Annotated in this window: 27 protein-coding genes; 19 read left to right on the forward strand and 8 right to left on the reverse strand. The window is 63.9% G+C overall.

Going from position 1 to position 23853, the window contains the following annotated elements:
- Positions 1 to 42: 42 nt before the first annotated feature.
- The 6 genes from XaplCFBP3123_RS17955 to XaplCFBP3123_RS17975 form a co-directional block, all read right to left on the reverse strand.
- Positions 43 to 603 (reverse strand): RNA polymerase sigma factor, encoded by a 561-nt coding sequence (locus tag XaplCFBP3123_RS17955; protein WP_104535243.1) that lies wholly within the window; start codon positions 601 to 603, stop codon positions 43 to 45.
- Positions 600 to 1310: a TonB family protein gene (locus tag XaplCFBP3123_RS17960; RefSeq protein WP_172453350.1), complete on the reverse strand. Its 711-nt coding sequence runs from the start codon at positions 1308 to 1310 to the stop codon at positions 600 to 602. The genes XaplCFBP3123_RS17955 and XaplCFBP3123_RS17960 overlap by 4 nt, the downstream gene beginning before the upstream one ends.
- 62 nt (positions 1311 to 1372) lie before the next feature.
- The gene (gene exbD, locus XaplCFBP3123_RS17965; RefSeq protein ID WP_104535245.1) at positions 1373 to 1795 is read right to left on the reverse strand and encodes a TonB system transport protein ExbD; all 423 of its coding nucleotides are present in this window, start codon (positions 1793 to 1795) and stop codon (positions 1373 to 1375) included.
- Positions 1785 to 2564: a tonB-system energizer ExbB gene (exbB, locus tag XaplCFBP3123_RS17970; RefSeq protein ID WP_146091381.1), complete on the reverse strand. Its 780-nt coding sequence runs from the start codon at positions 2562 to 2564 to the stop codon at positions 1785 to 1787. Before exbB ends, exbD begins: the two co-directional genes overlap by 11 nt.
- 167 nt (positions 2565 to 2731) lie before the next feature.
- Positions 2732 to 2878 carry a hypothetical protein gene (locus XaplCFBP3123_RS21555; RefSeq protein WP_172453351.1) on the reverse strand — a complete coding sequence of 49 codons (147 nt, stop codon included), beginning with the start codon at positions 2876 to 2878 and terminating at the stop codon, positions 2732 to 2734.
- A 144-nt stretch (positions 2879 to 3022) separates the two neighbouring features.
- Positions 3023 to 3922, reverse strand: a complete 900-nt coding sequence (locus XaplCFBP3123_RS17975; RefSeq protein WP_104535247.1) for a LysR family transcriptional regulator — start codon at positions 3920 to 3922, stop codon at positions 3023 to 3025.
- 151 nt (positions 3923 to 4073) lie between these two features.
- Between XaplCFBP3123_RS17975 and XaplCFBP3123_RS17980 the strand changes: the two genes are divergently transcribed.
- The 12 genes from XaplCFBP3123_RS17980 to XaplCFBP3123_RS18035 all read left to right on the forward strand — a co-directional run bounded on the left by XaplCFBP3123_RS17980 (position 4074) and on the right by XaplCFBP3123_RS18035 (position 17800).
- Positions 4074 to 4706 (forward strand): NADPH-dependent F420 reductase, encoded by a 633-nt coding sequence (locus tag XaplCFBP3123_RS17980; protein WP_104535248.1) that lies wholly within the window; start codon positions 4074 to 4076, stop codon positions 4704 to 4706.
- 30 nt (positions 4707 to 4736) lie between these two features.
- Positions 4737 to 5528 (forward strand): isochorismatase family protein, encoded by a 792-nt coding sequence (locus XaplCFBP3123_RS17985; RefSeq protein ID WP_104535249.1) that lies wholly within the window; start codon positions 4737 to 4739, stop codon positions 5526 to 5528.
- A 105-nt stretch (positions 5529 to 5633) separates the two neighbouring features.
- Complete coding sequence (locus XaplCFBP3123_RS17990) at positions 5634 to 6029, forward strand: DoxX family protein (RefSeq protein ID WP_104535250.1); 396 nt, start codon at positions 5634 to 5636, stop codon at positions 6027 to 6029.
- A 73-nt stretch (positions 6030 to 6102) separates the two neighbouring features.
- A complete protein-coding gene (locus XaplCFBP3123_RS17995) occupies positions 6103 to 6906 on the forward strand; it encodes a dioxygenase family protein (protein WP_104535251.1) in 804 nt (267 codons plus the stop codon).
- The gene (locus XaplCFBP3123_RS18000; protein WP_104535252.1) at positions 6903 to 7580 is read left to right on the forward strand and encodes an alpha/beta hydrolase; all 678 of its coding nucleotides are present in this window, start codon (positions 6903 to 6905) and stop codon (positions 7578 to 7580) included. The genes XaplCFBP3123_RS17995 and XaplCFBP3123_RS18000 overlap by 4 nt, the downstream gene beginning before the upstream one ends.
- A gap of 219 nt (positions 7581 to 7799) precedes the next feature.
- Entirely contained in the window at positions 7800 to 8465 is a 666-nt protein-coding gene (locus XaplCFBP3123_RS18005; RefSeq protein ID WP_104535253.1) for a response regulator transcription factor, read from the forward strand.
- A complete protein-coding gene (locus tag XaplCFBP3123_RS18010; RefSeq protein ID WP_104535254.1) occupies positions 8462 to 9856 on the forward strand; it encodes a sensor histidine kinase in 1395 nt (464 codons plus the stop codon). The genes XaplCFBP3123_RS18005 and XaplCFBP3123_RS18010 overlap by 4 nt, the downstream gene beginning before the upstream one ends.
- A 412-nt stretch (positions 9857 to 10268) precedes the next feature.
- Positions 10269 to 11684 (forward strand): efflux transporter outer membrane subunit, encoded by a 1416-nt coding sequence (locus XaplCFBP3123_RS18015; RefSeq protein ID WP_104535255.1) that lies wholly within the window; start codon positions 10269 to 10271, stop codon positions 11682 to 11684.
- 92 nt (positions 11685 to 11776) lie between these two features.
- Positions 11777 to 12874 (forward strand): efflux RND transporter periplasmic adaptor subunit, encoded by a 1098-nt coding sequence (locus tag XaplCFBP3123_RS18020; RefSeq protein ID WP_253254244.1) that lies wholly within the window; start codon positions 11777 to 11779, stop codon positions 12872 to 12874.
- Positions 12871 to 15960 carry an efflux RND transporter permease subunit gene (locus tag XaplCFBP3123_RS18025; protein ID WP_104535257.1) on the forward strand — a complete coding sequence of 1030 codons (3090 nt, stop codon included), beginning with the start codon at positions 12871 to 12873 and terminating at the stop codon, positions 15958 to 15960. The genes XaplCFBP3123_RS18020 and XaplCFBP3123_RS18025 overlap by 4 nt, the downstream gene beginning before the upstream one ends.
- A 118-nt stretch (positions 15961 to 16078) precedes the next feature.
- Complete coding sequence (locus tag XaplCFBP3123_RS18030) at positions 16079 to 16867, forward strand: MipA/OmpV family protein (protein WP_253254245.1); 789 nt, start codon at positions 16079 to 16081, stop codon at positions 16865 to 16867.
- A 27-nt stretch (positions 16868 to 16894) separates the two neighbouring features.
- Entirely contained in the window at positions 16895 to 17800 is a 906-nt protein-coding gene (locus XaplCFBP3123_RS18035; RefSeq protein ID WP_104535259.1) for an MlaA family lipoprotein, read from the forward strand.
- Between the two features lie 35 nt (positions 17801 to 17835).
- Here the strand turns inward: XaplCFBP3123_RS18035 and XaplCFBP3123_RS18040 are convergent, their stop codons facing one another.
- A complete protein-coding gene (locus XaplCFBP3123_RS18040; protein ID WP_104535293.1) occupies positions 17836 to 18126 on the reverse strand; it encodes an ArsR/SmtB family transcription factor in 291 nt (96 codons plus the stop codon).
- A 215-nt stretch (positions 18127 to 18341) separates the two neighbouring features.
- On the opposite strand from XaplCFBP3123_RS18040, the gene XaplCFBP3123_RS18045 reads away from it, so the two are divergent.
- The 7 genes from XaplCFBP3123_RS18045 to XaplCFBP3123_RS21610 all read left to right on the forward strand — a co-directional run bounded on the left by XaplCFBP3123_RS18045 (position 18342) and on the right by XaplCFBP3123_RS21610 (position 23410).
- Entirely contained in the window at positions 18342 to 19253 is a 912-nt protein-coding gene (locus XaplCFBP3123_RS18045) for an MBL fold metallo-hydrolase (RefSeq protein ID WP_104535260.1), read from the forward strand.
- On the forward strand, positions 19250 to 19690 hold the full coding sequence (locus XaplCFBP3123_RS18050) for a YeeE/YedE family protein (protein WP_104535261.1): 441 nt from the start codon (positions 19250 to 19252) through the stop codon (positions 19688 to 19690). The genes XaplCFBP3123_RS18045 and XaplCFBP3123_RS18050 overlap by 4 nt, the downstream gene beginning before the upstream one ends.
- Positions 19687 to 20118, forward strand: a complete 432-nt coding sequence (locus tag XaplCFBP3123_RS18055; protein ID WP_104535262.1) for a DUF6691 family protein — start codon at positions 19687 to 19689, stop codon at positions 20116 to 20118. The genes XaplCFBP3123_RS18050 and XaplCFBP3123_RS18055 overlap by 4 nt, the downstream gene beginning before the upstream one ends.
- Positions 20115 to 20555, forward strand: coding sequence for a TIGR01244 family sulfur transferase (locus XaplCFBP3123_RS18060; protein WP_104535263.1), 441 nt, complete (start codon positions 20115 to 20117; stop codon positions 20553 to 20555). The genes XaplCFBP3123_RS18055 and XaplCFBP3123_RS18060 overlap by 4 nt, the downstream gene beginning before the upstream one ends.
- Positions 20556 to 20579: 24 nt before the next feature.
- On the forward strand, positions 20580 to 21341 hold the full coding sequence (locus XaplCFBP3123_RS18065) for a sulfite exporter TauE/SafE family protein (protein WP_104535294.1): 762 nt from the start codon (positions 20580 to 20582) through the stop codon (positions 21339 to 21341).
- A gap of 695 nt (positions 21342 to 22036) precedes the next feature.
- The gene (locus XaplCFBP3123_RS18070) at positions 22037 to 23023 is read left to right on the forward strand and encodes a GAF domain-containing protein (RefSeq protein WP_253254246.1); all 987 of its coding nucleotides are present in this window, start codon (positions 22037 to 22039) and stop codon (positions 23021 to 23023) included.
- Between the two features lie 153 nt (positions 23024 to 23176).
- Positions 23177 to 23410, forward strand: a complete 234-nt coding sequence (locus tag XaplCFBP3123_RS21610; protein ID WP_253254247.1) for a hypothetical protein — start codon at positions 23177 to 23179, stop codon at positions 23408 to 23410.
- Positions 23411 to 23428: 18 nt separating this feature from the next.
- Here XaplCFBP3123_RS21610 and XaplCFBP3123_RS18080 read toward each other — a convergent pair whose 3' ends face one another.
- Positions 23429 to 23716, reverse strand: a complete 288-nt coding sequence (locus XaplCFBP3123_RS18080) for a hypothetical protein (protein WP_104535264.1) — start codon at positions 23714 to 23716, stop codon at positions 23429 to 23431.
- Positions 23717 to 23853 lie beyond the last annotated feature (137 nt).

Raw genomic sequence — 23853 nt, forward strand, 5'->3', positions numbered from 1 at the left:
CGCCCAGCGAGCCCGAAACTGACAAGAGGGGCATGTGTCCGTTCATCTCTCGCCCAGCTTCTGTGCGCAGGCCTTCAGCGCAAGCAGCACGTACTTGTTCACCAAACTCAGCGAAACATCCAACCGGGCGGCAACCTCTTCGCGCGGCAGGCCTTCGATGCGGGTCAGGTACAGCACGTCGCGACACTTTGCCGGAAGCTCGGCAAGCGTGGCCTCGATCAGGTTCATCTGGTCGCGCGCATGCGCGTGTTCTTCAGGTTCTTCGACATGCCCTTCGAACAACGTCAACGCGCCCGCGAGCAGTTTCACCCGATTGGTTTCGCTGCGCATGTGGTACAGCGCCGCGTGCACGGCCATGCGCATCAGATACCTTCGCGCCGCTTCTTCACTCGACAGCAGGCTGGAAACCCGCCCGAGGCGGAGATAGATGTCCTGCGCCAGATCCTGTGCGGTATGGCGGTCGAGGATGCGGCGCTCGATGACCCTTTCCAGGCTCGGCCGGATCTCGATGAAGATCCGCGTCAGCTCCTCGGTCGTCAACGCACCGGCCAACACCGCCTCGCTCGCTGCGGCCGCCGCCGGCTCGGCGCGCCGCCATTTCATGGACGCCGTCCCTGGGCGAGCTGGCGGCGCAGGAAGAACTCCACGGGCACGATCATCTCGACGGTGTTGCCGGTCATCTCCGGCGGCGGCGGCGGCAGCGGCGCGGCGCGCTGGATCAGCGCATCCACTTCCGCATCCAGCAACGCATAGCCGCGGCTGCGCCAGATGGTCCACTGCAGCACGTTGCCACTGCGGTCCATCGTGAAGCGCAGATAGACCGTATCTTCCTGCCGGCGCCGCTGCGCGGCACCGGGATAGCGCTTGTGCTGCTCAAGGTGGGTCAGCAGCCGGTTCTCCCAGCTCTGGATGACGGCCGTGGCGTTCTCGCTGGCCACGCCCTGAACCGGCGCCTGGAGCGCAGCATCGGCCACGGCCGGGGCCACGCTCGACGGCACGGCGGTAGTGCGGTCAGCCCCCGTCACCTGCTCGGCTTCCGGCTTGTCTTCGAGCTTGGCCGCCAATGCATCCGGAGGCGGATGTGTCTTGACCTCCGGCGGCGGATCGAACGCACGCGGCTGCGGCTTTGGCTGCACCCGCGACTCGATCTGCTCCGGTCCAGGCGGCTTCTCGGTGAGCTGGTGCTCCCGTGCCGCAGGCAATGGCGCAAGCTCCACCGTCATCGCCGCCAACGGCGCTGCGACAGGTGCAGGGGGCTGCGCGACGAAATCGAGCAACATCAGCGCCGCTACGCCGCCGTGCAGCAGCAACGCACTGGCGATGCTGCCCGCCCAGCGGGTCGAATCGGAAACCCCACGCTGGCGCATCGTGCCTAGATCTCCGTCTGGTCCAGAGTGACCAAGGCCACTTTCTGGTAGCCCTGCTCACGCAACACATTCATCAGGCGCATCAAATCGCCGTATGGGACTGTCTTGTCGGCACGCAGGAACACGCGCGCATCGCGATCGCTTCCAAGCAGGGTATGTAGTGCTCCGCCCAGTGCCGACCGCTCCACCTCGGTCTCGCCTACATACACGCGCAGGTCCGATTTCAGGCTTACCACCACAGGCTCCTGCGGTTCCTGCTGCGCCTGGGCGCTGGACACCGGAAGCTCCAAAGGCACGTTCACCGTTGCCAGCGGCGCAGCCACCATGAAGATGATCAGCAGCACCAGCATCACGTCGATGAAGGGCGTGACGTTGATTTCGTGCAGGCCGGTCTCGTGCTCGTCTCCGGAATCAAGCTTAAATGACATGGCCTGGCCCCGGCATGCGTCGCGCGTCCAGTTCGCTGTCCAGCTCCCGGCTCAGCAAGCACATGACGTGTGTCGCAGCATCGTTCATCCGTACGCGGTAGCCGGCGATGGCGCGCGTCACTGCGTTGTAAACCAGGACTGCCGGGATCGCCGCCACCAGGCCGAAAGCCGTTGTCAGCAGCGCCTCGGCGATACCAGGCGCAACTACCGCAAGGTTGGTGGTCTGCGAGTGCGCGATGCCGATGAAAGCGTTCATGATGCCCCACACGGTACCGAACAGGCCAATGAACGGCGCCGCAGCGCCGATGCTGCCCAGCACGCTGGCACCGCGCGACAGCCTGCGCTGCTGGCCGGCTTCCACGCGCTGGATCCGGGCGGCCGTGCGCTCCTTGATGCCTTCTGCGAACACATGCCGCCGCCCGGCCGGATATCGTTCCAGCTCGCCGATGGCGACCTGCACCATCGCGGCGGCGACCGGGTCCGGAAGTTGCACGAAGCTGGCCAGCTCGCCGTAACTCGACAGGGACTTCAATGCCGTGGCGATGGTCCGGCGACAGGCGACGATCTCCCAGGTCTTGTAGATCCAGATGCTCAGCGTGGCGACCGAAGCCAACACGAGCACACCCATGACTGTCTTCACCACCCAGTCCGCCTGCTGGAACATCGCGGCGACCGTCAGATCGTGCGTCAGTCCAGGCCTGACCGCTGCCGAGGCCGGCGAGGCCAACCAGCCCAATAGCAGTGGGACTACGACACGACTGTGCTTCAAGGCTTACTCCTGGCTGATGTCTGCGTACGCTGCACGCGCCCCGCAAGCCGCGCCGGTGCTCGCTCGCCGCCGGCTGCGTCATGCGACCTGTTCCTAACCGTAATGCTTGAACGGCTGCGTATTGACAATCGAGTACGAGATATTTCGCACAAGATCTAAAATCTCATTCAAAGTTGAGACAGTGGACGCTCGATGTGCGACCGGGTCAACGACGCGCCGGTGTCCTGGAGATCGGACAGGCTCATGACCAGCCGGATCACCACCGTATCGGCGTGCCGGCGTTGCTCGAAAATGGCCGATGCACCTGCGGACATCGAGGAATTCTCATGCACCTTCCGCAAGCAATCGCGGCAGTGGACCAGCCGCGGTCAGCCCGCGCCGAAGACGCTGCCTCAGTCCGCCCCGGTTCCATCTCGCCAACACTGCATACGCTATGGAGGCGCATGGGTCCTGCATGATCAATGCGTCCAAGGCGGCGCGCGTAATGCGTCGACCAGAAAATCTACCAGCCGTCGCACCTTCAACGGCAATTGCTTGCGCGTGGGGTAGACGGCAAAAATGCCCAGTTCCGCCGCGCGGAACTCGGGCATCAACTCGACCAACGCACCACTGTCTAGGTCTGCATAGACCAGGAAGTCCGGCTGCAGGATGATCCCCTGATGCGCCAAGGCCGCCGCCCGGCAGGTATCGCCGTTGTTGGCGTGGATACGCGAATGCGTGCGCACTGTCTCCTCGCCCTGGGGCCCCTGAAAGCTCCAGATGTCGCCGGACGACCAGTACGTATAGGAGATCACATCGTGCCGGGTGAGCTCGTGCGGATGCTGCGGCGTGCCTCGCTCGGCGAGATAATCCGGCGAAGCACACAGCACCATACGCGTTCGAGCAAGGCGCCTGCTGACTAGGCTTGAGTCGGACAATCGCGCAATGCGCACCGCAAGGTCATAGCCTTCCTCGACAAGATCTATCACGCGGTCGGACAACACGATATCCAGCGTGACCTGCGGATTGCGTGCGGCGAATCGGCCCCATAGCGCGGCCAGATGTAGCGCCCCGAAGGTCTGCGGCGCGCCAATCCGCAACCGACCCTGCGCCTGCAGCGCACTGGCCCCCACCTCGGCCTCGGCTTCCTGGACAGCAAGCAGGATGTCCTTGCAGCGTTGGTAGTAGGCCTGGCCTTCCCCCGTCAGCGACAGGCGGCGCGTCGTCCGCTGCAGCAGGCGCGTGCCTAGATGCCCTTCCAATTCATTGACGTGACGGGACACCGCCGGCTTGGACAGCCCTACCACCTCCATAGCCCGCACGAAGCTACCGGCCTCTACCACCGCGGTGAAGGTCTTCATGGCTTGAAGCAGATCCATAGTCTCTTTATTCGGAACAATTTATCTATCGAATAGTAATTTATCTCATTCGATGCCGCCAATATAGTTCGTCTCAAGCCGATACCGCTGTCGGCTGCTTGGGACCAAGCAATCCCGAGCACTCTGTTTCTCTCTCGACAGGACGATCACTATGAACATCACTCTCATCGGTGCCGGCAATATGGGCGCAGGCTTCGTCAAGCAGCTCACCGCCGCAGGCCATCAGGTCCGTATCGCCGCACGCGACCTGAGCAAGGCTCAGGCAGTGGCCGCCGCGCATCCCGGCGCAACCGCGTTGGCACCCGCCGACGCACTGGGCGACTCCCAGGTCGTCATCGTCGCCACCGGCTACGCCGATGCCGTCCCGGCGCTGCAAGCGCTCGGATCGCTGGAAGGCCGCGTCGTGATCGACATTACCAACCCGTTGACGGCCGACTACATGGGCCTGACCCTGGGCTACGACAGCTCGGCTGCCGAAGAAATTGCCAAGGCGCTGCCGGATGCCCACGTGGTCAAGGCGTTCAATACCGTTCTTGCCCAGGTACTGGCCGAAGGCCCGGTCTTCGCAGCGGGGCAGACCGTGCCGGTCTTCTACGCTGGTGACGATGAGCGCGCAAAGCAGACCGTGCGGGCACTTGCCGAAAGCATCGGCTTCCAGCCGGTCGACGCTGGCGGACTGAAGAACGCGCGGTACCTGGAACCGCTGGCCGGGCTGAATATCTACTTCGCCTATGGCGCTGGTCAGGGCACGCAGATCGCGCCCACCTGGATCCATCGCAACTGATTCGGAACGACCTTCACTCTGGAGAAGACCATGAACGAACCGACACAGACCACCGTTCAGCAGCGTCCCGCCGACATCGTGAGCCCCATCAGCGACCAGGTGCTGCCGCTCAGGACAAGTGCGGCCGATGCCCTCAAGGCCGGACGCGCCGTCTACGAAAAGCCCGCGCCAGACAACAGCATCATGCTGTTCATCGATCACCAGATCGGCCTTATGGCCAGCGTCCGCGACTTTGCGCAAGCGTCCGGCTACAAGGCCAATGTGCTGGCGCTGGCGCAGATGGCCAGGGCATTGAAGATCCCAACGCTGCTGTCTTCGTCCAATGCCCAGTGGCAGAACGGCGATCTGCTGCCGGAGCTGAAGGAGCTCTTCCACGACCAGCCGATCTACCGCCGCACAGGGATCATCAACGCCTACGAGGACCCGACCTTCCGTGCTGCGCTGGAGGACCTGGTTGCTCGGACCGGGCGCCGCCACATCATCATCTCGGGAGTGACGCTCGGAACCTGCGTGACTTTGCCGACCCTGTCGATGGTCCACGACGGCTACCTGGTGCATCCGGTGGTCGATGCCTCCGGGGCCTGGAGCAAGTATGAGGCCGAGGCCGCGATGCAGCGGATGACGGCTGCCGGCGCGCAGCTCAATACCGTCTACGCCCTGGGCGCCGAACTGCAAGCCGACTGGAAGCTGCCCTCGGGCAACGACATGCTGCCGCCGTTCATCGACGGATTGCCCGAGTACGGCTGGATCGTCCAGCAGTTCTGGAACAACGCCGATCCGGCGAAGCGTCCGGTGCCCGATCCGTTCGGCATGATCAAGTAAGGCAATGCGTCCGCGTCGGTCGGCGCGGACCTTCACCACCGCGTTTTGGCGAAGGCATGAACTGCTCTGACCTTCGCCAGCACGCCACATCTCAAGGACACTGAAATGAACGCCCCCCTTTCGCTGCTGGGCCGCATTGGCCTCTCGCTGCTCTTCGTCATCTCCGGCTGGGGAAAGATCACCGGCTACGCCGGTACCCAGCAGTACATGGAAACAATGGGCGTGCCGGGCGCGCTGCTGCCGCTGGTCATCCTGCTGGAGCTTGGTGGCGGCCTCGCCATCGCCGCAGGCCTATTCACGCGCTGGATCGCCATCGCCCTGGCGGTCTTCTCGGTGGCCACCGCAGCGGTCTTCCATGCCGACTTCGGCGATGCGATGCAGGCCATCAGCTTCTGGAAGAACATCGCGATGGCCGGCGGCTTCCTGCTGCTGGCCGCCAATGGCGCAGGCGAGTTCAGCATCGACGGCATGAGAAGCCGCCGCAACGGTCAGGCGTCGTAAGACGCTCGATCCGGAACACACCCTTATGCAATGTGCGGGCGCCCCAGGCGCCCGCCAATCTTGGAGCATCCCCATGACACGAGCTCCCTCGCTCTTCATCTCCCACGGCTCACCGATGTTCGCCATCGAACCGGGCGTGCTCGGCCCCAATCTCCAGCAGCTCGGCACATCGCTGCGCGATCTGTCCGCGATCGTGGTGGTCTCCCCCCATTGGCAGACCACCGGCATCCGTGTCGCAGGAGGTGCCAGGCCGGCGACCATCCACGACTTCGGCGGATTCCCGGCGCCCCTCTATGCGCTCAAGTACGAGCCGCCCGGCGCGCCGGATCTTGCCGCCGACATTGTCGACCTACTCATCCAGGCAGGCCTGCCGGCAACGATCGACTCGCAGCGCGGCCTGGACCACGGCGCCTGGGTACCGCTGCGCTACTTGAAGCCTGATGCAGACGTGCCAGTCCTGCAGGTCTCGCTGCCCCGCACTATGGACGCCGAAGGCGCATTACGATTGGGCCGGACCCTGGCACCTTTACGGGACAGGGGTGTCCTGATCGTTGGCTCCGGCAGCCTCACCCACAACCTGTACGAGTTCCGCAGCGATGTGCGGGATCCGGAATACGCCCAGGAATTTGCGGACTGGATCGCGGCGGCCATCGCGCGAGGCGATGACGCGGCACTGTTGCATTACCGCACACAGGCACCACACGCAGGACGTGCGCATCCCACCCAGGAGCATTACCTGCCGCTGCTGGTGGCAGTGGGTGCAAGCGTCCCCAATGAATCCCGCAGCCTGATCCGGGGCGGAATGACCTACGGCGTCCTGTCGATGGATTCCTTCGGATTCGGGCTTCACACCGACGCAATGGAGGATGCCGCATGAGCAACATCACCTGGTCCGATCTGCGTACCGATTTGGCGCTGCCGTTCCGAGCCAGCGTCGTAAAAAACGCGCCTGCCAAGCGCCTGCTGATCCTGGCCCATGGCGTGGGCGGCAACGAAACCAACCTGGCGCCGCTTGGCGCGGAGCTGGCCACTGAGACGCTCGTCATCCTGGTCCGTGGCCCCCTGACCTTGGGTACGAACCAACACGGCTGGTTCCAAGTGTCGTTCGGGCCGCAGGGACCGCGCCCGGATCTGGAGGCAGCCGAAGCGAGCCGCCAACTGCTGGCGACCTTTATTGCGCAGGTGCAGGCGGTATATGCAATGGCACCGGCGCAGACCGTGGTGGCCGGCTTCAGCCAAGGCGGTATCATGAGTGCCAGCGTCGGCCTGACCGAGCCCAGGTTGCTTGGCGGCTTCGGCATCCTGTCTGGCCGCATTCTCCCCGAAATCAGGCCCCGAATCGCTGATCGCGGCGCGCTGTCGGCCGTCCAGGCATTCATCGGGCATGGCCGCGACGACACCAAACTGAGCGTGGACTGGGCTTACAAGGCCGACGTGCTGCTCAACGAGGTCGGAGTGAGACACGAGATCGGCCTATATGCAGGCGACCATGGCATCCCGGCTCCTATGCAGCGCGATTTCCTTAACTGGGTGGACCGCATCCTTGGGTAACGCTAACGTCCTCTCGGCTATGCGGTAAGCGTTCGGCTCATCGAGTTGCAGCAAGCGAACCTGACCTGGCTCCGGAACCAAGAAATGACCCAGGTTTTACATGCGTTCGTTAATACGTCGACAGGTGCAAGCGTGAAATTCAGAAAGACCTTAAAAACTTATTAACCAGTCTACTGCAGGCTTACACAGAAGGCCGCCACACGAATGGATTTGTATTGCATGAACCTCCTCCTGGTTGAAGATGACGAAATGCTGGGCGAGTCTATTTGCGATGCTGCGCGCCAGAGTGGATGGAACATCGATCATGTCGTCAATGCACATGCAGCACGCAGTGCGTTGGTGGATCACGCCTATGCAGCTGTCCTGCTAGACATCGGTCTGCCGGGCGATTCAGGTCTATCGGTACTGCGCGCTATGCGCGGGCGTTATGACGCCACGCCGGTGCTGATCCTTACCGCACGCGGCCAGCTCAGCGAGCGCATCATCGGTCTAGATGCCGGCGCCGACGACTATCTGGTCAAACCGTTCCAGTTTGATGAACTCTGGGCGCGCGTACGCTCGGTCATTCGTCGCAGCCAGGGGCGTGTGGTTGCGGTGTTCACCTACGGGGACATCCGCATTGATCGCAGCAAGCGCGTCGTCACCAAGGCCAACGCCGAGGTTGTCCTTAGCGCCCATGAGTACCGCACCCTGCTTGCCTTGGTCGAGCGGCCCGGACATGTCGTCACACGCGACCATCTTCACGATGTCGTCTATGGCACATCGAGCACTGTCGAAAGCAACACCATCGCAGTGTTCATCCACCAGCTACGCCGTAAGCTTGGAGACAATCTGATCCGCACCGTCCACGGGCTGGGCTACGTTGTCGGGCAGACGGCCACTTGAAGTCGCGGTCCTTCAACGCACAACTCATTCTCGTGATTGTCGCGGTTATCGCTTTGTGCTGGACGGTAGTGCTCGGGGTCGTGCTCACGCAGCTCTCACTCAACCGCACCAGTACGTGGGATGAAAAGCTCGGCGCGATTGCCACCCAACTTCTGGTGACGATTCCAGCCGACAGCGATTTCAACGGTGGAGGCAGGCCGGGCCTCAAGCTGAAAGAAATCGCCGGCACCGGACACGAGCAGTTGGTGTTCCAGATATGGATCGATCGCAATCGAATGGTCGCCGGCACGCCCGGCTCCCCCAGGTTGCCACTGCAGCCCGACTTCTCCGATGGTGCGGCCTCCACCCGGGTCGAGGGTCAACAATGGCGGGTCTATTCCGCATCCGACCGCACAGGGCGGGTGACTGTACAAGTGGGAAATCTGCAGAGCATCGTAGACGCGGACATGCGTCATGAAGCAGCCCATGCGTTAGCCCTCGCAACGGTCCTGCTCGTCATAGCGGGTCTTGTCATGTGGTTCGTGAGCCAGGCCGCACTGAGACCAGTACGAGCGCTAGGCGCTGCGATGCGTCACCGCCGTCGCTTCGATTTTACCGCATTGCCGCTAGATGGCCTGCCACGGGAACTGCATCCATTGGTCGACTCCTTTAACCATGTACTCGAGCAACTCGACGAGGCTATCGAAGGGGAACGGCGCTTCATTGGGGATGCGGCGCATGAGCTTCGCACGCCGTTGTCAGCCTTGCAGGCCCAGGCCGAGATCGCGCTGCGAGCCACCGACCCTCAACACAAGGATGCAGCACTCAGAAAACTGCTGGTAGTCGCCAGTCGCAGCACTCGGCTGAGCGAGCAGCTGCTCGATCTTGCAAGCATAAACGCGGGTGCCAAAGCTCCCAAACACCTTCCGGCGGATCTGGACAAGTTAGTGCACCACGTCGCTCGAGAGTTCGAGATCTATGCGAGCCTGAATCGGCGCTCGCTGTTCCTTGCCGTTGAACCCTGCAGAATTTCCTGCGACATCAATGAAATCGGCATCTTGCTGCGTAATCTGATGCACAACGCCATGCGCTACACCAGCGAAGGCGGCAACGTGCTCGTGCGCTGCGGCAACCAAGCTGCGGATGATCGCGACCCGGAGCACTCGATGGTCTATCTGGAAGTTGCAGATGACGGCCCGGGCGTTCCGCCCGAGCAACACGAGGCCATCTTCGAACGCTTCTACCGCGTCGCCGGCACGCCTGTGCGGGGGAGCGGTATCGGCCTATCGCTCGTGGCGGGTATTGCAGAATCTCACGCTGCCGCAATCCGCACCGGCACCGGCCTGGAAGACCGGGGGCTCATGGTGCGTGTCGTTTTCCCGAGCAGCGTCTGGCTTCCCGGCCTGAACTGATCCAGCAGCCCCGGCCGCGATTGGTGGAACGTTGTTCCGCCATGACGCACTGGAAACCCTGACTGAACTTAGGGATGCGACTTTAGCTTGCACGCCCTGCGTTAAATGACCTGGTTTTTAAAAACTTCTTAATAATTCTAAAAACCCCCTAACTCCGCTTGGGCACCATTCGCCGTCACGGCTCATCGCCTTGACATGCCAAGAAATCGGAAGGTTCATGCTGGATTGCAGACTAAGCCCAGGCAGGCGGAGGCACCTGAGTTGCCCCACGCGCCTCCCGCGACGGGGGTTTGTCTTCTCGCCCCGTTCGCATCTCCAGAAACCAAGTCTCACCGCGTCGCAGGACCTGCGTTGCCGGACGGGGCTCTCCGACAGCCACGCTCTGCTCCGCGGCTGGTCACGCGGCACGGTGATGCTGCTGGCTCTGCTGACGGGGTGTACGACCCAGGGATCCTATCAGTCGACGCGTCTGGAGGCGCCCGAGGCTTGGACAATGCCCGCCCCGGAGGCGGCAATAGCCACGCCCAGCGATGAAGCATGGTGGCGCCAACTTAAGGATCCGGCGGTCGATTTCTTAGCAGAAGCTGCTCTCAACGACAGTCCTAGCGTTGCGCAAGCCATTGCCAGGGTCGACGAGGCCCGTGCCCTGCTCGGGACAACCTCGGCGCAACAGATACCGTCGGCGGATGTCAACGGCAACACCACCCGGGGCCGCAGCCTAAACATCAACAGTGCATCAGGCGGCACAATCCTCAGCACGCAGAGCGGGGTCGGACTCGGGCTGTCCTGGGAAATCGACCTTTTCGGCCGGGTGCGCAACTCAGTGGAGGCCGGCAGACTGAGGATCCAGGCACGCGATGCCGATGCTAAAGCGGCCCGGCTGGCCCTGACCTCACAGATCGGCGACCTGGTGCTGGACTTGCGCGCCTGCGAGTTGTCCATTGCCGTGCTGCACGAGGAAATCGACTCGCGCGAAAAGACCCTGGCACTGACCCGCCAGCGGCTGGATACCGGCTTCGTCGCGCCCATTGAAGAGGCTCGGGCGCAAAGCGGTCTGGCCAGCGCGCGCACGACGGTGGCCACGCGCCAGGAAACCTGCGCACGTCACGTCAATGCACTGGTCGCCATCACCGGTCAGCCACGCGCCACTGTGCAAGGGGTGGTCACCGTGGACACTCAGGCGGCCGGCGTGGCACAACTGGTGACGGCCATCCCGCCGTCTCCTGTCGTCCAACTGGCCATGCCGGCCACCATACTCGCGGCCCACCCGGCCGTTGTCGCTGCCGAACGCGAAGCGGCGGCGGCATGGTCGGAGATCGCGGTCGCGCGTGCCGAGCGCCTTCCCCGGCTCGATCTGGCGGCTGCGCTCAGTGGGCAGTGGTTGCGGGCCGCCGGGCAGTCCGTGAGCGAGACTGTCTGGTCGCTCGGCCCGACGCTTGCCGCACCAGTCTTCGATGGAGGCCGCGGCGCGGCCAATGTCTCTGCTGCCCAAGCCCGCCATCGTGCGGCCGAGGCCAATCTGCGTCTGGTGGTGCGCGCCGCCGCACAGGACGTCGAGAACGCCATGGCCGCGATCGAATCAGCCGCCGCGCGCCGACGCAGCACGCTGGATGCCGTCACCGCCGCACAGCGCGTGCTTGACGCGACGCAGGCGCGCTGGAACGCCGGTGCCGTGAGCCTGTTCGAGGTTGAAGATGCGCGCCGCCAGCTCGCCGACGCCCAGGACAGCGCCATCGCTGCTGCATACGACAGCAACCGCGCCTGGATCGCGCTGGTCCGCGCCTCGGGCCACGCCACGGCGGCCACGCCGAGCGGCGCGCTGTCATGACGGCGTCCATGCCATCTCCTAAGCCCACCATAGCCGCGGCGGCATTGCGCCGCCGCCGGCTCATATGGGCCGCCGTTGCCGGTGCCGCCCTGTTGCTGCTCGGTGCCACCGCCTGGGGTGTCATGTCGCGCGCCGCCCCGCTGGCCCCGGCGCACAGCCAGGCTTCGCTGTCGGTGACGGCCACACTCCCTCGCAGGGTGCAGTGGGCCAGCGCAATCGAGGCCAGCGGCGTGATCGCCCCCTGGCAGGAAGCCATCATCGGCGCGCAGACGTCGGGCCTGAGGATTGACCGGCTTGAGGTCGCGGTCGGTGACGTGGTGCGTCGCGGCCAACTCCTGGCACGATTCGATACGGCCACGCTCCGCGCCGAGGAGGCGCAACTGCAGGCCGCGTTGGCCCAGGCACAAGGAGTGGCGACGCAGGCCGATGCCAACCGCACCCGTGCGCTGCAACTCAAAGGCAGCGGTGGCATCAGCGATCAGGAGGTGCAGCGCTACGTCACCGAGGCCAATACTGCCATGGCCCAGGTCGTCACCGCGCGGGCCCAGCTGGAGGGCAAGCGCGTGCAGTTGCGCCAAGCAGACGTGGTTGCGCCGGACGATGGCGTGATCAGCGACCGTATCGCCACGCTGGGTGCGGTCGCCAACAACGGCCAGGAGCTGTTCCGCTTGGTGCGCCAGAGAAGGCTCGAATGGCGGGGCGAGTTCACCCCCACGCAGATCGCCAGCATCGCCCTCGGCCAGGACGTCACGCTGCAACTGCCACAGAGCCGGTCCGCCAAGGCGCGCGTACGTCAGATCGCGCCGCTGCTGGACACGCGCTCGCGGCTGGGCCTGGTCTATGCGGACATCGAGCCGGGCAGCCTGGCGCGCGGCGGTATGTACGTGGACGGTCGTATCGCGCTCGCGCCCAGCGCGGCGCAGGTGCTGCCGGCAACGAGCGTGGTGGTGCGTGACGGCCGCAGCATCGTCTTCCGCCTGGCCGGAACGGGCGACGAATCCAAGGTCGAGGCGCGGCCGGTCACCATCGGCCGCCGCCAGGGGGCCGAGGTCGAGATCCTGGATCCGCTCGCGGCTGACGAACGCATCGTTGCCCAGGGCGCCGGGCTGCTGGCCGACGGTGACACCGTGCGGGTCGAATCCGACGCGGCCAACACCGCGGGCTCGGCCGCATCGGGAGCTCAGCGATGAACTTCGCGACATGGTCCCTGCGCAACCCCATCCCGGCCGTCCTGTTGTTCATGCTGCTGACGCTGGCGGGCCTGTACGGCTTCCACCAGTTGCCGATCCAGGCGCTACCCGACATGGACCTGCCCTCGATCAATGTGACGCTCTCCCAGCCCGGTGCGGCACCCGCCCAGCTTGAAACGGAAGTTGCGCGCAAGGTGGAGGACTCCATCGCCACGCTCAGCGGACTGCGCCACACGCGGACCACGATCACCGAGGGCCAAGTCCATCTCCAGGCCGAATTCGAGCTGGAGAAGCCGCTGTCCGACGCGCTGATCGAGACCAAGGATGCCGTCGACCGGGTGCGCTCGGACCTGCCAACGGATCTGCTACAGCCGGCCGTCAGTGCCCAGACGGTCAGCAGCAGCCCCATCCTGACCTATTCGGTCGGTTCCGAGACCATGGACGAGGTCGCGCTGTCCTGGTTCGTAGACGACACGCTGAGCAAGACCTTGTTCAACGTCCCGGGCGTGGGCGGAGTCAAGCGGCTGGGCGGCGTGCAGCGCGAGATCCGCGTCGACGTCGACCCGGTGCAGATGAATGCGCTTGGCGTCACCGCAGCCGATGTCTCGCGCGCGTTGCGCCGCACCCAGCAGGACTCCTCGGGCGGACGCGGCCAACTGGGCGGCGAAGAGCAGTCGCTGCGCACGGTGGCCACGGTGCGGCAGGCCGACGAACTGCGCGCCATGCCGGTCATTCTCGCCACCGGCGGCAAAGTCCGCCTGGATCAGGTGGCCTCGGTGCATGACACCGCCGCCGAACGCAGCCAGGCGGCGCTTCTGGACGGCAAGCCCGTCATCGGCTTCAGCATCCAGCGCACCAAGGGCTTCGACGAAACCCGCATCGCCGAAGGGGTGGCCGAAGCACTGCAGCAGCTTCAGGCCCAGCACACGTCCCTGCGGATCACCCCGATCTCGGGCAGCGTGGCCTACACCCTCGAACAGTTCAAGGGTTCGATGGCGATGCTCTACGAGGGGGCGCTCCTGGCCGTGCTGGTGGTCTGGCTGTTCCTGCGCGACTGGCGCGCCACGCTGGTTGCTGCCTCGGCGCTGCCGCTGTCGATCCTGCCCGCGTTCGCTGCGATGTGGTGGCTGGGCTACTCGCTCAACACTCTCACGCTGCTGGCGCTGGCGGTAGTCGTCGGCATTCTGGTAGACGACGCGATCGTCGAAGTCGAGAACATCGAGCGCCACCGGCGCATGCGCAAGCCGACCATGCAGGCCACGGCCGACGCGGTTAACGAGATCGCGCTGGCGGTGATCGCCACCACGGCGACCCTGGTGGTGGTGTTCGTGCCCACCACGCTCATGGGTGGCGTGCCGGGCCTATTCTTCAAGCAGTTCGGCTGGACAGCGGTCATCGCTGTGCTCGCCTCGCTGATGGTGGCGCGCCTGATCACCCCCATCATGGCCGCCAAGCTGCTCAAGCCCGGCATGCACGCGGCCAACAAGCAGGACGGCCCGCTAATGCGCCGTTACCTGCGGGTGGTGGACTGGAGCCTGCACCATCGCGGCAAGACCATTGCCGCGGCTGCGGCCTTCTTCGTCGGCTCGATAGCGCTGCTGCCCTTTATCCCCACGGGGCTGGTACCCCCGTCGGACCGGGGCTTCACCACGGTGACGCTGGAGCTGGCACCGGGCAGTGCGCTCAATGACACCGTGGCCACTGCCGAGCGGGTACGCGCTGCGGTTGGCCAGTTGCCCGGCGTGCGGAGCGTCTTCACCACCGTCGGGGCCGCCGAGAGCGGCAGCGATGCGCAGGTGAGCGACGTGCGCAAGGGCGAGCTCACGCTGGTGCTGACCGCTCGCCAAGAGCGCGCCGTTCAGTCCGAGATCGAACAGGCCGTGCGTGATGCACTGGAGAACGTCCCCGGTGCGCGCTTCACGGTTGGCGGCGGCTCTGGCGAGCAACTGCAGATGATCCTCGCCAGCGATAACGCCGGCGCGCTCAGGACCACCGTGGATGCTTTCACCCGGGAACTCCGGGCGGCCGGCCTGTCCGGTGTGCGCAGCACGGCCAGCCTGGAGCGCCCCGAGATCGTGGTACGGCCGGATCTCAACCGGGCAGCCGAACACGGCGTGAGCAGTGCCGCCATCGGCGAGCTGATGCGTACGGCCACCAGCGGCGACTTCGACTCCCAATTGTCCAAGCTCAACCTGGACAACCGCCAGATAGGCATCCGGGTGCGCGTCCCCGACGCCGTGCGCCAGGACATCGCCGCACTGTCTGCCTTGCGCGTGGTCTCGCGTGATGGCCTGGTCCCGCTCTCCAGCGTGGCTACCCTCGCCATGGAAAGTGGGCCGGCACGGATCGACCGCTACGACCGCAAGCGCTACGTCACCGTGACCGCTGAACTGGGCAACCATTCTCTGGGTGAGGCCATCGCCATCGCCAACGCAATGCCCTCCGTGCGTAACATGACCTCAAACGTCTCGCTGATGCAGACGGGCGATGCCGAAGTGGCTGCGGAACTGTCATCCGGCCTGGTATGGGCGATCGTGACCGGCACCCTGTGCATGTACTGCGTGTTGATCCTGCTGTTCAAAGACTTCTTCCAGCCCGTCACGATACTCTCGGCGATCCCGCTATCTCTGGGCGGCGCGTTCATTGCGTTACTGCTGGTGGGCAGCGAGCTCGACGTGCCTTCGATGATCGGCCTGGTGATGCTGATGGGCATCGTCACCAAGAACTCGATCCTGCTGGTCGAGTACGCGGTACTCGCGCGCAATGCGCATGGCCTTCCGGTGATCGATGCACTACTCGACGCCTGCCACAAACGCGCCCGCCCCATCGTCATGACAACCGTCGCGATGATCGCCGGCATGTTGCCGATCGCGCTCGGCTTGGGTTCGGACGCCAGCTTCCGCCAGCCCATGGCAATCGCGGTGATCGGCGGCCTGATCACCTCCACCTTGTTGAGCCTGGTGATAGTGCCCGCAGTTTTCAGCTACATCCACGACCTTGAGAGCTGGCTCGCCCATCGCTTCAAGCCATCCGCGACTAACGGCTTACCGCCGTCGGAAGGCTCGATCTCCGGGGGGCGTCCATGAGTCTGCGGCACGCTTCGATGACATACCCAACAGGCAAACACCTCGCACACGTTCTTCGGAGCCAAGCGGCCCCGCTTCACCGCGATATCCCCCCAACCGCCACAGAAAGGAGCAGACCATGTCTCATCATCAGTTTTCGCGTCGCCAACATGCATTGTGGACACGGAGTTTCATCGCCGCCACGGCGCTCGCCACTGCGTGGGTGCCCTCGGCTTTCGCACAATATACCCAAGAAGGTGCTCGGTGGTCAGCGGGCATAGGAGCTGTCGTGCTAGACCAGCCCTATCGTGACTTTGATCGCGAGATATTCCCCCTTCCGATTATCTCTTATGAAAGCAAGTGGATCAGTGCAACGGTCCCGGTCTTAGATTTCAAGTTTTTCTCGACCGAGAACCTTTCACTGCGTGCCCGTGTTCGCTTGTCCGGTGACGGTTATAACGCAGATGATTCACCCTTCATGACCGGAATGGATGACCGCAGCCGTAGTTTATGGGCCGGCGGAGCACTCATCTGGAAAACCGAGCTTGCCAATCTCAGTGCTGAGGTCCTCGCCGATACCATGGGCAATAGCAAGGGCGCGCGGGCAAAAGTTCAAATAGATCGGCGCTTTTCGGCTGGCAAGTTCGGCTTCACGCCGCGCCTCGCTGCCGAATGGGTTGATGACAAATTCGTTGACTACTACTACGGCGTGCGGCAATCCGAAGCACTGGCCGGGCGGCCATTCTACGAGGGCACAGCAACGACCAATATCCAGTTCGGCCTACGCATGGATTACCTGCCTTCACGCCACCACGCCATGTTCATCGATCTTGGCGCCACCCGCGTAGGCAGCACCATCGAGGACAGCCCGCTGGTGGACAAGACCACCAGTACGACGATCGCCCTCGGTTACGCGTACCGCTTCTAACAGAATGATGTCTCCAAGGAGATTGTAATGAAGAACTTTCAACACCTCCTGCTCGTAGCGCTTGCGCTATGCACAAGCGCCCATGCGGGTAATACAGGCACGCAGACAATTGCAAGCGTGCCAGACAACGCAGCGATGCCGATCGCCCCCCAGGATCAGACCCTAGATGAGCGCTACGACGAGGTGCAGGGGAGCGCTACACCGGGCACGATGGACGCCACTGCCCAGCCGACGCTGCCGCCAACTGTCGGCAGTGGTTCCGAAACAATCACGCAAGCCGAACAGGACGCCGAGGCGCTGTACAGCCAGCCAGTGCGCGATCCATGGGAAGGCTTCAACCGCAAGATGCATGGCTTCAACAACGCGGTTGACAGGTTCGTCATCCGGCCCGTGGCGATCGGCTATGACAAGATCGCGCCGGATCCGGTGCAGGCGGGCGTGTCGCGGCTCTTTGGAAATCTCCGCCTCCCTACCACCGCTTTGAACCAACTACTGCAGGGCCGCCCAGGCGAGGCCGGCCAATCGCTTGGACGGTTCGTCGTCAACTCAACCGCAGGTATCGGCGGCGTGTTTGATCCGGCGCGACGCATCGGCATGCCCAAGTCTGACGGCGAAGATCTCGGTCAGACCCTAGCTACTTGGGGGTGGCGGAACTCACGCTATCTTGTAATGCCGATTATGGGGCCGCGCACGGTGCGTGATGCCTTCGGCGGCCTCGGTGACCAGCAGCTCTCTGTCATCAACCAGATCGACAGTTCGAGCGTCGCCGACAAACTACAGATCATGCAGCTGGTGGACGTGCGTGCGCAGTTGCTTGCAACGGACAACATGCGCCGGGAGGCAACAGATGACTATGCCTTCGTACGCGATGCCTGGGCACAACGGCGTAATCGTCAGATCGAGCAGGATCTGAGAGGCAATCGCGTCGATTAATCGAGACTGGACTGCGATTTTCTAGAGCGATGCTCCTACTGACCAGTGTCCACGCAGAAAATTGCATGCATGGCGCTCAGCAAGGCAGCCACCTTGGGATCGGCCATGCGGTAGATGACGGATCTCGACTCACGTCGGGTAAGGACTAATTTCCGCTGCCGCAGGTCGGCCAGTTGCTGGGACAGGGCCGGTTGCCGGATGCCCGTCGTCGCTTCCAGGCCACTGACGGTGGATTCGCCCTGCGACAACTGGCAAAGCAGCAGCAGGCGTGACGGGGTGGCCATGAAGCGTAGCAGCTCGGCCACTTCCGGCACGCGCTCCTTCATGGCGGCAAGATCACTGACGGTGAGAGTGGTTTCGGTCACGAGTCGCAGAGTAATGCGGATCAGGGTGCACTAGGGTAATAGCTAAGCCCTGGGGCGAATGAACGAACAAATAGCGCCACCCCCAATAGTTTCACTATATATGAAAGTATGAAACTATTGTTTCACCTCTACTCGGCACCGTAAACGTGAGTACGTCGTCCGCACCAGATGCCTCATTGAACACGGCTCGCACCGTCGTCGGCGACACCCACTCCGGCAGCGCGCCCGCGCCGCAGGTGAAGACATTCTTCGACCCTGCGACCTTTACCGCCAGCCATGTGGTCCGAGATCCTCGCTCGTCGGCCTGCGCCATCATCGACACCGTTCTCGACTTCGACATGGCTTCCGGCCGAACGGCAACCGGCTCCGCTGCGGCACTGGTGCAATACGTGCGTGACCAGGGCCTGCAGGTGCAGTGGCTGCTCGAAACACATGCACACGCCGACCATCTGTCGGCTGCGCCGTGGCTGCAGCAACAGGTGGGCGGACAGCTTGCCATCGGCGCGCACATCACCCGCGTGCAGGACACCTTCGGCAACATTTTCAACGCTGGTGCGGATTTCAGCCGCGATGGCAGCCAGTTCGACCATCTGTTTGCCGACGGTGCAGCATTCGCCATAGGACATCTGCAAGCGGTGGCGCTGCATGTTCCTGGGCACACGCCAGCGTGCATGGCCTACGTCGTCGGCGATGCAGTGTTTCCGGGCGACACCTTGTTCATGCCGGACTACGGCACTGCCCGCTGCGACTTTCCGGGTGGCTCAGCCCGTCAGCTCTATCGCTCCATCCAACGGTTGCTGGGTCTGCCGGACGCCACCCGTGTCTTCGTGTGCCACGACTACAAGGCCGCCGGCCGGGATCGGTTCGCTTGGGAGACTACGATCGGCGCCCAACGCAGTGCGAACGTGCATGTGCATGAGGGGGTCTCCGAGGACACGTTCGTCGAGATGCGGGAGAAGCGCGATGCCACCCTCCCCATGCCGCGACTGCTGCTTCCGTCGGTGCAGGTCAACATGCGTGCCGGCCATATGCCCGCGCCGGACGACAACGGTGTGCGTTACCTGAAGCTGCCGTTGGACCTGCTATGACTCTGCCCCCGCTTGCATGGTACTTGCCCCTGATCGGCGGCCTGATGATCGGTACCGCCTCGGGCGCCTATCTGCTGCTCGTCGGCCGTATCGCTGGCATCTCCGGTCTGCTCGCAGACGCGCTCGGCCTGCAGGCTGGCGGCGCGCGTTCGCTGTCCGCCCTGTTCCTGGCCGGGCTTCTGACCAGCGCAGGTGTGGCATTGGCGATCAAGCCAATTGCGCTTGCGTCGTTGACCCCCACCGGCGCGCCGGTGCTGATCCTGGCCGGCCTGCTGGTTGGCTATGGAACCCGCCTGAGTGCTGGCTGCACCAGCGGGCACGGGGTCAGCGGGCTGGCAAGGCTGTCGCCACGCTCCATCGTTGCCACCACCGTGTTCATGCTGCTGGGCATGGCAACGGTGACGGTCGTGCGGGTCGCCGCCGGAACCGGCGCATGATCCGTTTGGCGGCCTTTCTCTGCGGGTCCCTGTTCGGGCTTGGCCTGGTGGTCTCGGACATGGCCAATCCCGCGCGCGTGCTCGCCTTCCTCGATGTCACCGGCGCTTGGGATCCTTCTCTGGCGCTGGTGATGGCGGGCGCACTGATCCCGTCGACCATCGCCTATCGATGGGTGCGTGCGCGCAACGTCCCCGTGCTTGCCCCGGCACTGCAGCTGCCGCGGCAACGGCAGATCGACCGCAAGCTGGTCATCGGTGCGGCGCTGTTCGGCATCGGCTGGGGATTGGCCGGGGTCTGCCCGGGCCCGGCCATCGCACTGCTGGCGACCGGCCAGGCGTTCGCACTGATCTTCGCTGCGTCACTGGTGGCCGGAGTGTTTCTGCACAGACTCCTCCACCGCACCCGCGCAGGAAAGGACCGCGCATGAAACTTCGATCGCTCTCACCCGATGTGCTCGTGACCGATCAGTTGCTTCCTGCCGATCTCCCCGCGCTGGCCAGACAGGGCGTCGCAAGCGTTGTCTGCAACAGGCCAGACGGCGAGCAGCCGAACCAGCCCGATCACCTGGCCATGCAGGCAGCCTGCACGCGCGCAGGTATGCGCTTCGCCTACCTGCCCGTCGTGGCCGGCGCCATTTCCGATCGCCAGGTGCAGCAATTCCGCGAGCTGCTGCAGCAGCTGCCAGCTCCGGTTGCCGCCTATTGCAGGACCGGTACGCGCTCGACGTCGTTGTGGGCTCTGGGGCAGGTACGAACTGCCGGAATCACGACCGACCAGGTCCTGTCCGTCGCCTACGCCGCAGGTTACGACCTTTCCGCCCTCGCTCCGCGCCTTCGTTGCGACGCGCCGTCCAGCCCTGAGTAGCCATTGACCATGCAGACCCTTTCACTGATGCAGCTGGCACTGGGCGGGCTCTCCGGAATTCTGGTCGGTTTCGTCTTGGGACTGGTCGGTGGTGGAGGCTCCATTCTCGCTGTCCCGCTGATGCTCTACCTGGTCGGTGTCGAGAATCCGCATGTGGCCATCGGAACCAGCGCGCTGGCGGTAGCGGCCAACGCGCTGTCCAACCTGTTCGTGCATGCCCGCCGTGGCAACGTCAGGTGGCCGTGTGCCTGGGTCTTCGCCCTGGCCGGCGTCGCCGGCGCCTACCTCGGCTCGACCCTGGGCAAGGCCTTCGACGGACAGCGACTGCTGGCCCTGTTCGCAGTGCTGATGGTGGTGATCGGCTTGCGCATGCTGCGCAGGCGCAACGTACAGGAGGATGCGAATGCCCGACTCGGCAAGGGCAATGCGCCCGCGCTGATCGGGCTGGGGACGATCGCCGGCGGGTTTTCCGGCTTCTTTGGCATCGGTGGAGGGTTCCTCATCGTGCCAGGCCTGACGACCGCTACCGGCATGCCAATGCTGGCAGCGGTAGGCAGCTCGCTCGTGGCGGTCTCCGCCTTCGGCCTGACCACCGCGCTGAACTACGCACACTCCGGGTTGGTGAACTGGCCACTCGCTGCAGCGTTGATCGTCGCCGGCAGCGCAGGAGGCGTCGCGGGAGCACGTGCAGCGACGGCGCTGGCCGGACATCGGGGATTACTCAACTACGCGTTTGCGCTCCTCATTTTCATCACCGCCGGCTACATGCTCTGGCGGGTGCTCTGACACCGCAGCGGTCCATTCCGCAGCAGGTACGCGCGATGGCACTGGTGGCAGCCAGCCAGGCAGGTCTGCCCTGCCCCGATGATGCTTGTTGACCGTGCCGGCCGCCCGGATCACGCCGGATGCCGTCGTCATTCGGGCAGCTCATCGATGTGCCTGCTCATGCAGCCACTGCTTGAACCACACCACCTTCGGCAGCGACGCGCACTCGGGGCGATACACGACGTAACACGCCAGCGCCGCCACGACCCATGGCTCAGGAAACAGCCGCACCAGCCGCCCGCTGGCGACTCGGCCTGCGCCATCACGCTGCGCGCCGCGGCCACGCCACTGCCCTCGATGGCCGACCGCAGCACCGCATCCGAATTGTCGACCTGCATACCGCGCGCAGCATCCACGTTGTCGGCACCTGCAAGGTGCAGCCATCGGTTTCAGGTCATGAACCCGGTGCGGCCATCGACGGACCAGTCGTGGATCAGCGGATGCCCCTCCAGTTGAGCGGGACTCAACGTCAACGGTAGGCAGCCGTCTTGCTGAGTGTCGACTCAAGGCCTGTCTGGCCTGACCTGAGGCCCCACCGTTCAGAAAATTGGTGGCGTGCTCGCTGTAGGTTCATTCTGCACTGCCGATATGAGGTCAATCCCTAACGCTGCCGCCGCATGTCGACCCAACTTAGAACCCAAGTCCCCTTCTCTGGAATGGACGACACCGCGACCGAGCTGCTTGAGCGTCTTGCCGAGCTGACGCCGCTGAAAACCTGGGTGCTTGCCGAGGTCAAGAACGATCACTGGATCATCCGTGGCTGCACCGACGCCTCCTTCGGGTTGAAGGTCGACCAGTCCTTGAGTTGGTCCGAGTCGGTGTGCCGCAGCATGATCGTCATGGGCGGCCCGCAGTTCGCCCCCGACTTGCAGAAAGTCGAACACCTGGCCCAGTCCGCCGTGGCGACACGGCTGGGTATCGCAAGCTATCTGGGCGTGCCCATTCGAATCCCTGGCAAAGTTGAGGGAATGCTTTGCGGACTGGACAACCGGGTCGTCGACGACAAACTCGAGCACCTCTTGCCGTTGGTTGAAACGTTTGGACGGGTCCTGGCCGGATCGTGGGCCCAGCACCTGGCCCAGGTCCAACAACCCCCAGCCGATACGCATGTCCTGCAAAACGCAGAAACGTTGACCGGCCTCTACGATCTCGGCACGTTCCGTGATGTCCTGCAAGCAGCGGCGGATCATCGCCATCGCAACGAGCCAGGCGGCGTATTGCTCTTTGACCTAGGCACCAACAATTCCGGCAATGGCGTTGGGACAGAGCAAGATGTCGCGGTGGCCATCGCCCTGCTGAAGCAGGCCACCCGTCCTCAGGACAGCCTGGCACACCTGGCGCACGGAGAGTTCGCCCTGTTTCTGCCTGGCACCAGCGAAGCCAGGTTGGTGTCGGTCGCCCGGCGTATCCAGTCGTCCTTGAACGCAGAGGGGCTCAGCGTCCAGTGGGGGGCGAGCTGGTTCAAAGAAATGCAGCAGCTCAACAACATCGATGAGCTCATCAAAGTAGGTCACCTGCCAAGCGCCAGTCTGGCTGGAAGCGATGAGCACCCGATCCCATCGCCGAGCCCCACAGGAGCGAGCGAAGCCTCACAAGCCGCGGGCACGCGAGGCAATGACAGCGGAACCAACACCTGCGGGTAAGGAAAATACTTACAGCTACGTTCTTCTATTGCCGATTGCGGATTGAGGCTTTTCCCTCAATGATGGCGTGTCACTCGGCGAGCATCGACAGCCGATCGTCTGACACTGATGTTGGACGAACGTAGGTGCCTGCCCCATCAAGGAGGATCGCTATTGGGCGTCACCGCAATTCGGCACGTTGGCGATTACCTGCTCACGGCCCACAGCATTCCGTGCGAAGGAAAGTTCCTGCCGGAGCTGCTGATTTCCAAGCCCGGCGGCATCACGTTGCACCGATACCAACTTCGAAGCGTCGCCTTTGCTGATCAAAGCGCCGCGTATGACTACGCCAGGCGCTGGATGGCTGCCTGCCATGTGTCGAGCACGGGCTCGGTTAGCACACCCTAGCAACAGGCAGGCCTACGATTACTGTCTCGTCTGCGGGAAGCAGCGCTCGATCCGAGTGCCCCATGCTGCCAGCTGTTCGAGTGTGTAAACCTCGATCGGCTTCGCCGTTGTCGATAAGGCTTTGCTTTGCGCTACCGTCGCCACCAAGGATGACGACAGGCGGTCCCAGCAACGCATCAGTATTGCAGGAGCCGGATGCGAGGCAAGCAAGGCCTCAAGCACCGCGTCTTGAGCCACTCTTGCCGCCTGCAGGTCACTCAGTGCATCCGCCACTGCCACCATCCATTGCGCGCGCAACTGCTCCATTTCTTCCACAGTGCTTAGTCGGAAGCAGATAGCCTAGCCGGATCGGCTGCCATTGGTGATATCCATCGTCAGTTATCGGCAACGCGCCTGTGTCGACTCCCCGTAAAATTGATCCATCCATAACTAGAGGTCTCCGG

This window comes from Xanthomonas arboricola pv. populi, from assembly GCF_002939945.1.
Lineage (GTDB): Bacteria > Pseudomonadota > Gammaproteobacteria > Xanthomonadales > Xanthomonadaceae > Xanthomonas > Xanthomonas arboricola_A.

What these genes read in the sequence shown, in the direction of transcription:
- XaplCFBP3123_RS18055 (WP_104535262.1), top strand. Translation starts at nt 19,687, where the DNA reads ATGATCCGTTTGGCGGCCTTTCTCTGCGGGTCCCTGTTCGGGCTTGGC.
- XaplCFBP3123_RS17985 (WP_104535249.1), top strand. Translation starts at nt 4,737, where the DNA reads ATGAACGAACCGACACAGACCACCGTTCAGCAGCGTCCCGCCGACATC.
- XaplCFBP3123_RS18015 (WP_104535255.1), top strand. Translation starts at nt 10,269, where the DNA reads ATGCTGCTGGCTCTGCTGACGGGGTGTACGACCCAGGGATCCTATCAG.
- XaplCFBP3123_RS18035 (WP_104535259.1), top strand. Translation starts at nt 16,895, where the DNA reads ATGAAGAACTTTCAACACCTCCTGCTCGTAGCGCTTGCGCTATGCACA.
- XaplCFBP3123_RS18060 (WP_104535263.1), top strand. Translation starts at nt 20,115, where the DNA reads ATGAAACTTCGATCGCTCTCACCCGATGTGCTCGTGACCGATCAGTTG.
- XaplCFBP3123_RS21555 (WP_172453351.1), bottom strand. Translation starts at nt 2,878, where the DNA reads ATGTCCGCAGGTGCATCGGCCATTTTCGAGCAACGCCGGCACGCCGAT.
- XaplCFBP3123_RS17980 (WP_104535248.1), top strand. Translation starts at nt 4,074, where the DNA reads ATGAACATCACTCTCATCGGTGCCGGCAATATGGGCGCAGGCTTCGTC.
- XaplCFBP3123_RS18040 (WP_104535293.1), bottom strand. Translation starts at nt 18,126, where the DNA reads ATGAAGGAGCGCGTGCCGGAAGTGGCCGAGCTGCTACGCTTCATGGCC.
- XaplCFBP3123_RS17955 (WP_104535243.1), bottom strand. Translation starts at nt 603, where the DNA reads ATGAAATGGCGGCGCGCCGAGCCGGCGGCGGCCGCAGCGAGCGAGGCG.
- XaplCFBP3123_RS18005 (WP_104535253.1), top strand. Translation starts at nt 7,800, where the DNA reads ATGAACCTCCTCCTGGTTGAAGATGACGAAATGCTGGGCGAGTCTATT.
- XaplCFBP3123_RS18070 (WP_253254246.1), top strand. Translation starts at nt 22,037, where the DNA reads ATGGACGACACCGCGACCGAGCTGCTTGAGCGTCTTGCCGAGCTGACG.
- XaplCFBP3123_RS18080 (WP_104535264.1), bottom strand. Translation starts at nt 23,716, where the DNA reads ATGGAGCAGTTGCGCGCGCAATGGATGGTGGCAGTGGCGGATGCACTG.
- exbD (WP_104535245.1), bottom strand. Translation starts at nt 1,795, where the DNA reads ATGTCATTTAAGCTTGATTCCGGAGACGAGCACGAGACCGGCCTGCAC.
- XaplCFBP3123_RS17990 (WP_104535250.1), top strand. Translation starts at nt 5,634, where the DNA reads ATGAACGCCCCCCTTTCGCTGCTGGGCCGCATTGGCCTCTCGCTGCTC.
- XaplCFBP3123_RS18000 (WP_104535252.1), top strand. Translation starts at nt 6,903, where the DNA reads ATGAGCAACATCACCTGGTCCGATCTGCGTACCGATTTGGCGCTGCCG.
- XaplCFBP3123_RS18050 (WP_104535261.1), top strand. Translation starts at nt 19,250, where the DNA reads ATGACTCTGCCCCCGCTTGCATGGTACTTGCCCCTGATCGGCGGCCTG.
- XaplCFBP3123_RS18025 (WP_104535257.1), top strand. Translation starts at nt 12,871, where the DNA reads ATGAACTTCGCGACATGGTCCCTGCGCAACCCCATCCCGGCCGTCCTG.
- XaplCFBP3123_RS17975 (WP_104535247.1), bottom strand. Translation starts at nt 3,922, where the DNA reads ATGGATCTGCTTCAAGCCATGAAGACCTTCACCGCGGTGGTAGAGGCC.
- XaplCFBP3123_RS18030 (WP_253254245.1), top strand. Translation starts at nt 16,079, where the DNA reads ATGTCTCATCATCAGTTTTCGCGTCGCCAACATGCATTGTGGACACGG.
- XaplCFBP3123_RS17995 (WP_104535251.1), top strand. Translation starts at nt 6,103, where the DNA reads ATGACACGAGCTCCCTCGCTCTTCATCTCCCACGGCTCACCGATGTTC.